The organism is Aeromicrobium panaciterrae, from assembly GCF_039537165.1.
Lineage (GTDB): Bacteria > Actinomycetota > Actinomycetes > Propionibacteriales > Nocardioidaceae > Aeromicrobium > Aeromicrobium panaciterrae.
In genome coordinates this window covers 1,413,841-1,426,883 of record NZ_BAAAZZ010000002.1, presented here as the reverse complement: position 1 = coordinate 1,426,883, position 13,043 = coordinate 1,413,841, and the positions used below count along the sequence as shown (strand labels likewise).

Annotated in this window: 15 protein-coding genes; 9 read left to right on the top strand and 6 right to left on the bottom strand. The window is 68.1% G+C overall.

Going from position 1 to position 13,043, the window contains the following annotated elements; translation table 11 throughout:
- Positions 1-88: 88 nt before the first annotated feature.
- Both ABD683_RS07825 and ABD683_RS07820 read right to left on the bottom strand, forming a co-directional pair.
- On the bottom strand, positions 89-1,939 hold the full coding sequence (locus tag ABD683_RS07825) for an acetyl/propionyl/methylcrotonyl-CoA carboxylase subunit alpha (protein ID WP_344768820.1): 1,851 nt from the start codon (positions 1,937-1,939) through the stop codon (positions 89-91).
- 5 nt (positions 1,940-1,944) lie between these two features.
- Positions 1,945-3,486 (bottom strand): carboxyl transferase domain-containing protein, encoded by a 1,542-nt coding sequence (locus tag ABD683_RS07820; RefSeq protein WP_344768818.1) that lies wholly within the window; start codon positions 3,484-3,486, stop codon positions 1,945-1,947.
- A gap of 46 nt (positions 3,487-3,532) precedes the next feature.
- Between ABD683_RS07820 and ABD683_RS07815 the strand changes: the two genes are divergently transcribed.
- On the top strand, positions 3,533-4,084 hold the full coding sequence (locus ABD683_RS07815) for a TetR/AcrR family transcriptional regulator (RefSeq protein ID WP_344768816.1): 552 nt from the start codon (positions 3,533-3,535) through the stop codon (positions 4,082-4,084).
- Here ABD683_RS07815 and ABD683_RS07810 read toward each other — a convergent pair.
- Positions 4,023-4,934 carry an EamA family transporter gene (locus ABD683_RS07810; protein WP_344768814.1) on the bottom strand — a complete coding sequence of 304 codons (912 nt, stop codon included), beginning with the start codon at positions 4,932-4,934 and terminating at the stop codon, positions 4,023-4,025. The two genes, ABD683_RS07815 and ABD683_RS07810, sit on opposite strands and share 62 nt — an antisense overlap.
- Before the next feature lie 72 nt (positions 4,935-5,006).
- Here ABD683_RS07810 and ABD683_RS07805 point away from each other — a divergent pair, with 72 nt between their 5' ends.
- From ABD683_RS07805 to ABD683_RS07795, 3 genes are all read left to right on the top strand, one after another.
- Entirely contained in the window at positions 5,007-5,912 is a 906-nt protein-coding gene (locus tag ABD683_RS07805; RefSeq protein WP_344768812.1) for a LysR family transcriptional regulator, read from the top strand.
- Between the two features lie 32 nt (positions 5,913-5,944).
- Positions 5,945-6,478, top strand: a complete 534-nt coding sequence (locus ABD683_RS07800; RefSeq protein WP_344768810.1) for a hypothetical protein — start codon at positions 5,945-5,947, stop codon at positions 6,476-6,478.
- 90 nt (positions 6,479-6,568) lie between these two features.
- Positions 6,569-6,850: a hypothetical protein gene (locus ABD683_RS07795; RefSeq protein ID WP_344768809.1), complete on the top strand. Its 282-nt coding sequence runs from the start codon at positions 6,569-6,571 to the stop codon at positions 6,848-6,850.
- Positions 6,851-6,899: 49 nt separating this feature from the next.
- Here ABD683_RS07795 and ABD683_RS07790 read toward each other — a convergent pair whose 3' ends face one another.
- Complete coding sequence (locus ABD683_RS07790; protein WP_344768807.1) at positions 6,900-8,423, bottom strand: MFS transporter; 1,524 nt, start codon at positions 8,421-8,423, stop codon at positions 6,900-6,902.
- Positions 8,424-8,520: 97 nt separating this feature from the next.
- Between ABD683_RS07790 and ABD683_RS07785 the strand changes: the two genes are divergently transcribed.
- From ABD683_RS07785 to ABD683_RS07775, 3 genes are all read left to right on the top strand, one after another.
- The gene (locus ABD683_RS07785; RefSeq protein ID WP_344768806.1) at positions 8,521-9,048 is read left to right on the top strand and encodes a TetR/AcrR family transcriptional regulator; all 528 of its coding nucleotides are present in this window, start codon (positions 8,521-8,523) and stop codon (positions 9,046-9,048) included.
- Between the two features lie 67 nt (positions 9,049-9,115).
- Complete coding sequence (locus ABD683_RS07780) at positions 9,116-10,246, top strand: glycerophosphodiester phosphodiesterase (RefSeq protein WP_344768804.1); 1,131 nt, start codon at positions 9,116-9,118, stop codon at positions 10,244-10,246.
- Between the two features lie 77 nt (positions 10,247-10,323).
- Entirely contained in the window at positions 10,324-10,599 is a 276-nt protein-coding gene (locus tag ABD683_RS07775; RefSeq protein ID WP_344768803.1) for a DUF2277 domain-containing protein, read from the top strand.
- Here the strand turns inward: ABD683_RS07775 and ABD683_RS07770 are convergent.
- Positions 10,596-11,357, bottom strand: a complete 762-nt coding sequence (locus ABD683_RS07770; protein ID WP_344768802.1) for a class I SAM-dependent methyltransferase — start codon at positions 11,355-11,357, stop codon at positions 10,596-10,598. The genes ABD683_RS07775 and ABD683_RS07770 overlap by 4 nt on opposite strands.
- An 18-nt stretch (positions 11,358-11,375) precedes the next feature.
- The gene (locus tag ABD683_RS07765; protein WP_344768800.1) at positions 11,376-12,176 is read right to left on the bottom strand and encodes a crotonase/enoyl-CoA hydratase family protein; all 801 of its coding nucleotides are present in this window, start codon (positions 12,174-12,176) and stop codon (positions 11,376-11,378) included.
- 54 nt (positions 12,177-12,230) lie between these two features.
- Between ABD683_RS07765 and ABD683_RS07760 the strand changes: the two genes are divergently transcribed.
- Positions 12,231-12,518 (top strand): WhiB family transcriptional regulator, encoded by a 288-nt coding sequence (locus ABD683_RS07760; RefSeq protein WP_344768798.1) that lies wholly within the window; start codon positions 12,231-12,233, stop codon positions 12,516-12,518.
- A 2-nt stretch (positions 12,519-12,520) separates the two neighbouring features.
- Positions 12,521-13,024, top strand: coding sequence for a mycothiol transferase (locus ABD683_RS07755; protein ID WP_344768796.1), 504 nt, complete (start codon positions 12,521-12,523; stop codon positions 13,022-13,024).
- Positions 13,025-13,043 lie beyond the last annotated feature (19 nt).

The window sequence follows — 13,043 nt, the reverse complement described above, 5'->3', positions numbered from 1 at the left end:
GACCCGCGAGTGGTGCGGATTGGGGAAAGTGAGACGGCGTGTCGCCCAGATCCGCACCACTCGCGGGTCCGTTCGCACCACTCGACGGTCATGCGGGCTCCACCGTGAAGAGCAGGTGCTTGATCGGCACCTGGTCACCGGCAACGGCGCCGACGTGCGCGACCACACCGTCGTACGGGGCCAGCAGCGCCAGCTCCATCTTCATGGCCTCGACCACGCCGAGCTGCTGACCGAGCGTGACACTGTCACCCGCGGCAACGTCGACCCGCAGCACCGTGCCCGGCATCGGCGAGACGATGTCGGCGTCGGTCGAGACGCCGAGGTGGTGTCCGCCCCGCATCGGGTCAGGCACCTCGAAGCGCCACACCTCGCCGTGCCACGAGATCGAGACCGTGTCGCCGTCGACGATCGCCAGCGCATCCGCGTCGAGGTAGTCGTCCTCGGCGAAGGCGAACGACCAGAACCGGCCGTCCTGATCGCGCAGGGCGATGCGGACCGGCGCCGGGTCGCCGCCGGACCGCCAGCCGTCGTTGACCGAGAGTGGCGTCACGCCGTCGAGCGTCGAGTAGCGCGCCCAGAGCTGGGCGGCTGCGGTGGCCGCGGCCTCGGGGACCTGCGGGCGTACGAGCAGCTCCGCGGAAGCACCGCTGTCGAGCCAGCCCGTGTGCACCTCGCCCGCGCCGAACTCATCGCTCGCGACGAGTCGGCGCAGGAAGCCGGTGTTGGTCGTGATGCCGAACAGACCCGTGTCGTCGAGCGCGGCGACCATGCGGGCGATGGCGTCGGCGCGATCCGTACCCGCGACGACCACCTTGCCGAGCATCGGGTCGTACGCGGTCGACACGTCCTGGTCACGCTCCAGGTCGGTCTCGACCCGCGCCGCCTCCGGCCAGGCGGCGTCGAGCACGTGACCGGCCTGCGGCAAGAACCCGGCGTACGGGTCCTCGGCATACACGCGCACCTCGATGGCATGCCCCGTCGAGGTGATCTCGCCCTGGGTCAGCGGCAGGTCCTCGCCGGCGGCAACCGCGAGCTGCCACTGCACCAGGTCCAGACCGGTGATCTCCTCCGTCACGCAGTGCTCGACCTGGAGGCGGGTGTTCATCTCGAGGAAGTACGCCGCGCCGTCGGCGACCAGGAACTCGACCGTGCCGGCGCCGGTGTAGCCGACCTCCTTGCACAGCGCGACCGATGACTCGTGCAGCGTGGCACGCAGCTCGGCTGCGAGCCCGAACGACGGTGCCTCCTCGACGACCTTCTGGTGGCGCCGCTGCGCCGAGCAGTCGCGCTCGAAGAGGTGCACGACATGGCCCGCCTCGTCGCCGAACACCTGCACCTCGACGTGGCGGCCCGACTCGATGTACTTCTCGACCAGTATCGTGTCGTCGCCGAACGCGGCGGCAGCCTCCCGCTTGGCCGCCTCGAGCGCCGCGGCATAGTCCGCGGCGTCGGTGACGATGCGCATGCCCTTGCCGCCACCGCCGGCCGCAGCCTTGACGAGCACGGGATAGGCATCACGGGGCACCGCATCGGGGTCGAACTGCGGAGTGACCGGTACGCCGGCCTTCTCGGCGATCGCGCGTGCCCGGTCCTTGCGGCCCATCGCGTCCATGACGTCGGCGGTCGGGCCGATGAACACGAGCCCGGCGCCGACCACGGCGCGGGCGAACTCGGCGCGCTCCGAGAGGAAGCCGTATCCCGGATGGACCGCCTCGGCACCCGACTCCTTCGCGGCAGCGAGCAGCCGGTCGATGTTGAGGTAGGACTCGGTCGCCGAGGTCGGCCCCAGGTGCACCGCGTCGTCGGCGAGACGTACGTACGGCGCATCGGCATCTGCGTCGGAGTAGACCGCGATGCTGCGCAGCCCCGCCTCACGGCAGGCCAGGATGACGCGCCGAGCGATCTCGCCGCGGTTGGCAATCAGGACGCTTGTAAACACGGCGGTCACATTCTGAAGACGCCGAAGCGCGGCTCGGGGGTGGGAACGGCGGTCGCGACCTGCAGGCCCATCGCCAGCACGCGGCGGGTGTCGACCGGATCGATGATGCCGTCGTCCCACATCCGGGCGCTGGAGTAGTAGGGCGAGCCCTGCGTCTCGAACTGCTCGCGGATCGGTGCACGGAACGCCGCCTCGTCCTCGGCGGACCACTCCTCGCCGCGAGCCTCCATCCCGTCGCGCTTGATCGTGGCGAGAACCGCCGAGGCCTGCTCGCCGCCCATCACCGAGATCTTGGCGTTGGGCCACATCCACAGGAAGCGCGGGTCATAGGCGCGGCCACACATGCCGTAGTTGCCGGCGCCGTACGAGCCACCGATCACGACGGTGAACTTCGGCACGACCGACGAGGCCACGGCGGTGACGAGCTTGGCCCCGTCCTTGGCGATACCGCGGTTCTCGTACTCCTGGCCGACCATGAAGCCGGTGATGTTCTGCAGGAACACCAGCGGGATGCCGCGCTGGTTGGCGAGCTCGATGAAGTGGGCGCCCTTGAGGGCCGACTCGCTGAACAGGATGCCGTTGTTGGCGACGATCGCGACGGGGTAGCCGCAGATGCGGGCGAAGCCGCAGACCAGCGTCTCGCCGTAGAGCGGCTTGAACTCGTGGAGCCGGGAGTCGTCGACGATGCGGCGGATCACCTCGCGCACGTCGTACGGAGTGCGACCGTCGACCGGCACCACGTCGTACAACGACATGGGGTCCTCGCGCGGCTCGACCGACTCGTGGGGCGGCGGCTCGCTGGTCGGCCGCTCGAAGGTGCCGACGATCGAGCGGACGATCTGGAGCGCGTGGTCGTCATCGTCGGCGAGGTGGTCGACGACCCCGGACGTCCGCGCGTGCACGTCACCGCCGCCGAGGTCTTCGGCCGTCACGACCTCGCCCGTGGCGGCCTTCACCAGTGGCGGACCGGCCAGGAAGATCGTGCCCTGCTCCTTGACGATGACGGTCTCGTCGCTCATCGCGGGGACGTACGCACCGCCGGCCGTGCTCGAGCCCATCACCGCCGCGATCTGCGGGATGCGCATCGACGACATCTGCGCCTGGTTGTAGAAGATGCGGCCGAAGTGCTCGCGGTCGGGGAACACCTCGTCCTGCATCGGGATGAACGCACCACCGGACTCGACGAGATAGAGGCACGGCAGGTGGTTGTCGCGGGCGATCGTCTGGGCACGCAGGTGCTTCTTGACCGTCATCGGGAAGTACGTGCCGCCCTTCACCGTCGCGTCGTTGGCGACGATCATGCACTCGCGGCCGCTGACCCGGCCGATGCCGGTGATGATGCCGGCACTCGGGACGTCGCCGCCGTACATGTCGTAGGCCGCCAGGGCACCGATCTCGAGAAACGGCGAGCCCGGATCGAGGAGGTGGTCGATGCGGTCGCGGGGCAGCAGCTTGCCGCGGTCGAGGTGGCGCTGCCGGGTGCGCTCGTTGCCGCCGAGGCGTACCTCGGCCAGGCGCTTGCGCAGATCGTCGACCAGAGCTTGCATGCGGATAGGTTAACAGTCGTTAACCAGTTGGCGCTAATGTGGTGCCATGAGCGCACCTCGCCATCAGCAGATCCTCGACACGGCTGCGACCTTGTTTGCCGAGCGGGGCTTCCACGGCGTCTCGGTGCACGACATCGGCAGTGCCTGCGGCATCTCGGGTCCCGCGCTCTACAAGCACTTCGCCAGCAAGAACGACCTCCTCACCCAGTCGCTCACCGCGATCAGCGAGCGACTGCTGGCCGAAGGGCTGACGCGATCCGACTCGGCCCCCGACGCCGATGCGGCCCTCGATGCGCTGATCGGCTGGCACATCGACTTCGCCCTCGGCAATCCCGCGCTGATCATCATCCAGGAGCGCGAGTGGGCCAACCTCGACGCGGCGGGGCGCAAGGAGGTCCGCTCGCTGCAGCTGGCCTACATCGACGTCTGGGTCGACACGCTCCGTACGCTTCGCACCGACCTCGATCCCGCCGAGGCCAGGGCCGCCGTGCAGGCGACGTTCGGGCTGCTCAACTCCACGCCGCACAGCGCGCGCATCAGCGAGTCGGCAATGCGGACTCGACTGGCACGGATGGCGAGATCGGCTCTGCTCGCCTAGTGCGCGTCACCGTCGCGGTGGCGACGCCGAGGAGCATGACGGCACCGCCGACCAGCTCCAGGACAGTCGGCACCTCGTCCTGCACCAGCCAGGCGGCGAGGATCCCGACGACGGGGACCAGCAGGACGAACGGCACCACCGCGCTGGCCGCATGGCGGGCGAGCAGTGAGTTCCAGATCCCGTAGCCGATCAGCGAAGCACCGATCGCGGTGTAGACGGTGCTGGCGACGGCAACCGCCGACAGGTGGGTCACGGCACGTCCGACGTCAGCTGGACCGTCGACGACCAGCGAGAGGATCAGCGCCGGCACCGGGACGACCAGCGCCGACCACACCACCAGGGAGAGTCCCGACGCGACCCCGGCACGGCGCGCGACCACATTGCCCGTCGCCCAGGAGAGTGCCGCGCCCAGCATCACCAGGACCGGAACGACGGGCGCCGTCGCGTCATGCGCGATGACCACGACCAGGAGTCCGATCGTTCCGATCGCTGCGCCGATCGCCTGGCGACGAGTCGGCGACTCGCGCAGCACCACCGCAGCGATGACGATCGTCATGATCACGTGCGCCTGGAGGATCAACGACGCCAGTCCAGATGGCATGCCGAGGTCGAGGGCGACATACAACAGGCCGAACTGGCCCAGGCTCATGAACGCGCCCACCGCGACGACGGCTCGCCACCCAGCGGTCGGACGCGGGATGAAGAAGACCAGGGGGAACGCCACCAGCACGAAGCGGAACGAGAGGAACAGCAGTGGCGGCACGTCGGCCAGTCCCTCGTCGATCACGACGAAGTTGGCGCCCCAGATGACCATCACCACGACGGCGAGGGCACTGTGCTTGAGCGGCATGAGACCAGTGTCTCCCGCTCGACCATGAAGCACCAGCAACGGTTTATGGACAAGACACCGTACGATTGCTTCATGATCGATCTGGCGGCGCTCCGTGCCCTGATCGCCGTGCGCGACTGCGGGAGCATCGTCGCGGCGGCACACGAGCTGGACTTCACGCCGTCTGCCGTGTCACAGCAGATCAAGAAGCTCGAGCGCCAGAGCCGGGCGCCGATGCTGGAGCGGGTCGGACGTACCGTGATCCTCACCGAGCGCGGGCGTCTCCTCGCCGAACGAGGCGCGCTGCTCCTGGCAGATCTCGAGCAGGTCGAGAACCTCGCGATCGGCGGCGCTGAGGAGCTGCGGGGATCGCTGCGTCTCGCCACGTTCTCCACCGCCTCACGCGGGATCGTCGCGCCCCTTCTTGCGCGACTTCGGACCTCGGCACCCGACCTCCATGTCACGGTCGTCGAGATCGAGCCGCGAGAGGGGGTCACCCTCATCGAACGAGGTGGTGCCGACCTCGCGCTGGTGCACGACTGGAACAGCGTCCCGCTCGACGTGCCGGTCACGGTCGAGCAGCACGTGCTCCTCACCGACGAGGCTGACGTGCTCCTGCCCTGGGACCATCACCTTGCGCTCCGCGAGTCCGTGAGCCCGATGGATCTCCTGCGCGAGACCTGGGTCTCGACGCCGGTCGGGTCGATCTGCCACGAATGGCTCATCCACATGTTCGCGATCCACGGCGAACGGCCCGACATCCGCTACTTCGACGGGTCCTACTCGACGCACGCCGCGATGGTCGAGCACGGCGTCGCCGTCGCGCTCGTGCCACGGCTCGGCCGCGAAGCACTGTCTCCCCGCGTCCACGTGATGCCCGTCGTCGACCCGACACCACGGCGGCGCGTCAGCTCGTTGTGGCGGGCGTCGAGCCAGGACAACCCTGCCCGCCTGCACGTGCAGCGCGAGCTCGAGGAGCTGTTCCCCGCGTTGCCCTAGGATTTCGAGCACCTCATACCTCAGGAGCTCACATGGTGAATCTCGGCAAGCTTCTCGGCGGCGGCTTCGACGCGAAGAAGCTCCAGGAGGTCATCGACCTCGTCTGGGACAACAAGGACGACCTGGCCAACAGTGCGCAGTTCGCCAAGGACATTCCGGACCTCATCCGTACGCTCGCAAGTGGTCTCTCCGAGGCCGGCGGCCAGGCCCGTGCGGCCGGCCTCGCCCTGGTGGGCGACGACGGCAAGTCCGGTGCAGGCGCCAAGCTCGGCAGCAGCGCCAAGACGCTCGGCTCGATCGCCGAGAACCTCGCGTCCGTCGCGAAGTTCGTGACGGATGCCGCCGACGACATCAAGGGCGTCCCGCTCATGGGTGGTCCGGCCAAGCAGCTCGGCGGCGCGGCCAAGACGATCCACGGCACCACGTCGAGCCTCGGCGGGCTCGCCGAGGACCTGGTAGGGCTCGCGGACATCCTCGGCAACGTCGGCGCCGCGCTCAACAAGCTCGGCGACAGCCTCGACTCGTCGGGCAGCAAGGCCCAGGGCTTCTTTGGCGCGCCCGCCTGAGCGTACGACGTGCTTCCCTTGCGCCTCGCCACGGCGCTAGTTTGAGGTGTTTCGCTTGAACAGTCAGGCGACATCCAGAAGGAGAACCTGATGGCTACAGACTTCGGTCTCGGTGGAATCATCGCAAGCGTTCTAGCGGGCGTGGCGGGCGGTCAGACTGCCGAAAAGCAGCCCAAGACCCCCAGCCCCGGTGGGCTCGGCAGCATCCTCGGTGGTGGCGTCGGCGGCGGACTGGGTGGCCTGCTCACCAGCGTCCTCGGCGGCGGCCTGGCAGGCACCGACGCCAGCGCAGTCATCGGCCAGGCAGTTGGCGGCGGCGTGCTCGGCACCATCGTCACGGTCGTGCTCGGCCTGATCCTGAAGAAGAAATAGCTCCTCTCACGACGAACGCTCCCGGTCCGACCGGGGGCGTTCGTGTGCGTCAGGCGTCCTTCAGGGTGCGCCAGGCGACCCAGGCCGCGGCCAGCGCGATGACGATTGCGACCGCCGACGTCCGCTGCACCCCGAGGTCGAAGGCAGCATGCGCCGAGGTCAGCAGGTGCTCGCCGACGCTGTTGGGGAAGTAGTCGGCGTACTGCACCGTGCCGCCGAAGGACTCGAACGACGCATCGTTCTCACCCCACTTCGCCACGGCAGGCACCGTCAGGTGCGAGCGATACGTCGCCGTGAGCACGCTGCCGAGGACGGCGGTGCCCAGTACGGCGCCGACCTCGTACGCGGTCTCCGAGATCGCCGACGCTGCTCCGGCCTTGTTGGGCGGGACGCTGCTGAGCATCAGGTCGTTCGTCAGCGTCTCCGCGAGGCCGATGCCGAGACCCAGCACCGCGAACGCGATCATGATCGACCACGTCGACGGCGTGCCGAGGAACGCCGCGACGGCGTAGCCCGATGCCGACATCACGAAGCTGGCAGCCACCACGACGCGCGCGGGGATGAACCGTACGAGGCGTACCGCGGCGAACCCACCCAGCACCGTCACCAGCAGGCCGGGCAGCAGGGCCATCGCGGCCGCCATCGGCGACAGGCCCATGCCGAGCTGCAGGAACTGCGCGGCGAAGAAGATGAAGCCGGCGTATCCCATGAGGCTCAGCAGGTTGGCGACGATCGCACCGCTGAAGATCCGGTCGGAGAACAGCGCCATGTCGATCATCGGGTCTGCCACGCGCCGTTGGCGTCGTACGAACGCCACCGCGCTCGCGGCGCCGATCGCGAGCGTCGTCACGACGATGTCGCTGATGCCGTGCTCGGCGAACTGCTTGATCGCGAACACGATGGGCAGCATCGCCGCGAGCGACAGTCCGATGCTGGGCACGTCGATGCGGCCCGGACGCGGGTCGCGCGACTCCGGCAGGAGCATCACGGCGGCGATCAGGAACACGATGATGATCGGCACGTTGATGAAGAACACCGAGCCCCACCAGAAGTGCTCGAGCAGCCAGCCACCGACAACGGGACCGAGCGCGGCGCCCCCGGCGAACATCGATGCCCAGGTCGCAATCGCGAGTCGGCGGTCGTCGCGGTTGTCGAAGATGTTGCGGATCAGCGACAACGTCGACGGCATGAGCGTCGCGCCGAAGACACCCAGCAGCGCGCGCGAGGCGAGCAGCGCCTCGGCGGTGGGGCTGTACGCGGCGCACACCGACGCGATGCCGAATCCGACGGATCCGATCAGCAGGAGGCGCCGGCGACCGATGCGGTCGCCGAGGCTGCCCATCGGAACCAGCAGGCCCGCGAGCATCAGCGGGTAGATGTCGACGAGCCACAGCATCTGCTCACCCGTGGGGTGCAGCGCGGTGCTCACCTGCGGCAGCGCGAAGCTCAGCACGGTGTTGTCGATCGAGGTCAGGAGGACGGGCAGCATCAGCACCGCAAGGGCGATCCACTCTCGTGGTCCCGCGCGGCGTGCGTCGTGGTCCGCGCTGTAGCGCGAGTCGATCATCGTCATGTCTGGCCTCCTCCAAAGTCTCCGTCTACTGTACCGGCTGGACGGTATAGACAACGAAGCGAGAACCTGTGATATTCCCCTCCAATACACTGGCCCAATGGCATCCACCGAACGGTCGACCCGTGACCGGGTCCTCGACTCGTTCGAGCACCTGCTGGTGACCGCCGGCAGCCGCGCCGCGACGCTCGATGCCGTCGCCGCAGACGCCAACGTCTCCAAGGGCGGACTGCTCTATCACTTCCCCAGCAAGGACGAGCTCGTCGTCGGCATGCTGACCCGCCTGCGCGAGCAGGGTGCCGCGGACGCCGCCAAGATGCGCACCGCCAAGAAGGGGCCTGTCGACTTCTACCTGAGCACGTCGGCCCACACCGGCAGCGACTTCGACCGTGCACTCGTCGCTGCCGCCCGCATCGCGCAGGAGCACGACCAGCGTGCCTCGGAGGCTCTCGCCGACCTGCGCGAGGGATGGTTCACCGTGCTGCGCGAGCACCTCGGTGACGAGGCGCTCGCTCGTACGATCCAGCTGATCGGCGACGGCCTCTACTTCGACGACACGATGGGCCAGCAGGCCAAGGGCGCGCTCACCCACGTACGCAACGTGCTCAAACGCCTCGACGTCCTCTAGGCCGAAGTTCACCCGGTCCTCGGCTGGAGTGCACGCCCGCTTCACCGGGGACCACTGGACTCGGGCCATGACACTTCATCTGTACGTCCGCCGGACGGTGCTGGCCATCAGCCTCACCGTCCTCGCCATCGGAACCGTCGCCGTACCCGCGACAGCTGCCGACAAGACGCCCGACACCGAGGGTCGTCACCATCAGGACATCACCGTCTTCGGTCACCGCGGAGCTGCCGGGCACCGGCCCGAGCACACGCTCGAGGGCTACAAGCTCGCGATCGAGCTCGGCGCCGACTACATCGAGCCGGACCTGGTCAGCACCAAGGACGGCGTCCTCGTCGCTCGCCACGAGAACGAGATCGGCGGTACGACCGACGTCGCCGCGCATCCGGAGTTCGCCGGCCGCAGGACCACGAAGACCATCGACGGTGTCCCGATCTCGGGGTGGTTCACCGAAGACTTCACCTTGCGCGAGCTCAAGACGCTGCGGGCCAAGGAGCGGCTCCCCGCCGTACGTCCGGGCAACACGCAGTACGACGGCCTCTACGAGATCCCGACGTTCGACGAGGTCCTCGCCCTCGCCAACCGGGAGAGCCGCAACCGTGGCCACCTCGTCGGTGTCGCACCCGAGACCAAGCACCCGACGTACTTCCAGTCGATCGGGCTGCCCCTGGAAAAGCCGATGCTGCGCTCGCTCACCAAGGCGGGGCGCAACTCGTCCCACGCCAAGGTCGTCATCCAGTCGTTCGAGACGTCCAACCTCCGCGCGCTCAGCCGGCAGACCCGGGTGCCGCTGGTCCAGCTCACCTCGGCGACGGGAGCACCGTTCGACCTCAAGGCCGCGGGCGACCCGCGTACGTACGCCGACATCATGTCGCCCGCAGGGCTGCGTGACGTCGCCTCGTACGCCGACTGGCTCGGCCCGGAGAAGAACAACGTGATCCCGCGCAACGCGGCGGGCTTCCTGACGGCACCGTCTCCTGTCGTCGCGGATGCCCACCGCGCTGGACTCAAGGTGGTTGCGTACACGTTCCGCGACGAGAACCAGTTCCTGCCGGCCGACTACCGGATCGGGATTGATCCCAACGCCAAGGGCGACATCCAGGCGGAGCTGCGGAGGTTCTTCGAGGCCGGGCTTGACGCCGTCTTCGCGGACTACCCCGACAGTGCCGACCAGGCACGGGACCAGTGGGAGCGTCCCTGACCCGACCGATCGGCCCCGTCGCTCACGGCGAGCGACGGGGCTGTTCCTTGGCCGCATCTGCGGTCTAATCTCGACGTATGTGCCGAAACATCCGTACCCTTCACAACTTCGAGCCGGCCGCGACCAACGACGAAGTCCAGGCCGCAGCGCTCCAGTACGTCCGCAAGGTGAGCGGGTCGACCAAGCCGTCGAAGGCCAACGAAGAGGCCTTCAACCGTGCCGTGGCCGAGATCGCCCACATCACGGGCCACCTGCTCGAGGACCTCGTGACCACGGCGCCGCCCAAGGACCGCGAGGTCGAGGCCGCCAAGGCCAGGGAGCGCGCCGCCAAGCGCTACGCCACCGCCGGCTAGGGCTTGCGGAGCTTGAGGAAGATGCTCGGGCCGAAGTTGTTGCGCGCCAGCCGCTTCTGAGTCGCGCGCTCGATCGCCAGCATCGCGGCCTTGGGCAGCGTCTTCTTGACCCGCTCGCTGCGCAGGTTGGACACCGAGAGCTTGCTCTCGAGCGTCAGCCCGGCCGCGGCGAGCTGGCCGACCACGGTGTCGATGTTGTGGTTGACGAACGCGATCGCGTCCGGCTCGTCGGCCTTGACCGTACGGATGCTGACCGGCTCCTTGGGGAGCTCGATGCCTTCCTTCTTGTGGCGCCGACGGTTCTTGAAGTGGCCGTAGTTGGCGACCTCGATGATCGCGGTGCCACCCGGCGCCAGGACGCGGGCGATCTCGGCGAACTCCGCCGACGGTTCGGGGATGTGGTGCATGACGCGAACCATCGTGACGAGGTCAAGCTCGCCATCGGCGAACTTCAGGTCATCGGCCTGCATCTGCACCTGGAGGATGTCGGTGCCCTCGAGCACCTTCTTGGCAGCCTCGAGCTGACTGGCAGCGGGCTCGGCGAGCGTGACCTTGTCGGCGAACGTCCGCAGCAGGATGCACAGGCGACCGAAGCCGCCGCCGATGTCTGCTGCGCTGCCAAAATGCTGGCCCTTCAGCAGCCGCCGGATCGCGATGTGCTCGGCGGCGTTCTCGTAGTCGCGGTTGTCCCAGTACTTCGTGTAGTCGTAGCCACGCTCGTACTGGTTGGCTACCTTCTTGCTCTTCTCGTCGGCCACCGGGACACCCTAACAACGTCAGTCGAACGAGCGGGGGTCGTACGCCGCGGGCTGCTTGGCCGTCGCCGCCTCGCGGGCGATCTTGGTGTTGGCCGACCCGAACATCTTCTTCTGCAGCCTGCGCTCGAGTCGCCACGCCCGACGGAGGCTCCCTCGACGGTTGGCATACAGAAGCTTCTTGGTCGCCGCGACCGAGTCCGGCGACCGCTCAGAGATTGCCGCGACCAGGTCGAGCGCAGCCTTGATCGGCTCGTCGACCGCCTCGGTTGCCAGCCCGAGCTCGGCGGCGCGGGCACCCGTGATCTGCTCGCCGGTCATCGACAGGCGCATCACGTCGTCGGCCTTCATCTGGTCGCCGAACGGGACCGTGCCACCCATGTCAGGGACCAGTCCCCACTTGGCCTCGAGGATCGACCAGGTCGCATCGGGGGTCGTGAACCGGAAGTCCGCGCCGGCGGCGAGCTGCAAGCCGGCGCCGTAACAGTGGCCGTGCACCACGGCGATGACCGGAACCGGCAGGTCCCTCCACACCGTGGTGACCTTCTGGAACCTGTTGACCGCGCGTGGGCCGGCGAGGAAGAACCGGGCGACCTTGCGCTTGTCCTTGAACGCCGCACCGAAGTCGAGGCCGGCACAGAAGGAGCGGCCCTTGCCCTGGAGCACCACCGCACGGATGTCGCGGTTGCTCTTGAGCGACTCCGCCGCGGCGATGAGCTCCTCGATCAGCTCGAGGTCGACGCCATTGAGCTTGTCGGGCCGGTTGAGCCACACGTACGCGATCTGGCCCTCGATCTCGGTCAGCACCCGTGATTCGGTCATCTCACGATGCTATCGGCAGCGTTTAGGGGTAAGGGTTTCGGGGAAATAGCGGTCATGGTCAACATCAAGAGGCTCCCACTCCCCCTGATGGACATGTACGAGTGGCAGTACGACGGACTCTGCATGGACATGGATTCTGAGGTCTTCTTCTCCCCGGAGGCCGAGCGCGGAGCCAAGCGCATCCGTCGTGAGGAGAACGCCAAGGCGCTGTGCCGCCGCTGCCCCGTGATCGAGCGGTGCCGCGAACATGCCCTGAAGGCACAGGAGCCGTACGGCGTATGGGGTGGCATGAGCGAGTCCGAGCGAGCAGAGCTCGTGGGACGACATTCGATCGCCAGCTGACGATGGCCGCCGCTGCTGACGTACTCTCTGACGCCTTCGGGCGGATCCGCGACAGTTCCCTGCTCGTGATCGACGGGCTGTCTCCTGACGACCTGAGTCATCGTGTGGGTCCCGACGCCAATCCGATCGGCTGGCTGGTGTGGCACCTGACGCGCAGCCAGGACGCCCAGGTCGCATCGGCCCAGGGCGCCGAGGACCTCTGGACGGCGGAGGGATTCGCTCGTCAGCTGGCTGTCCCGTATGACGACGACGCCACCGGCTACGGCCAGAGCAGCGAGGAAGTCGGAGCCCTGCGGATCGGCGCGCGTGAGCTCGATCCATACATCCGGGCTGTCGGCGAGTTCACCATCGCGTACGTCAGCGGGCTCACCGATGCCGACCTGGACCGGGTCGTCGACGAGTCGTGGGATCCGCCAGTCACCCTGGGCGTACGGCTGGTCAGCATCGCGGCCGACAGCCTCAAGCACCTCGGCCAGGCCGAATACGTGCGGGGCCTGCTGCCCTGAAAAACCGTCGAGACATGGC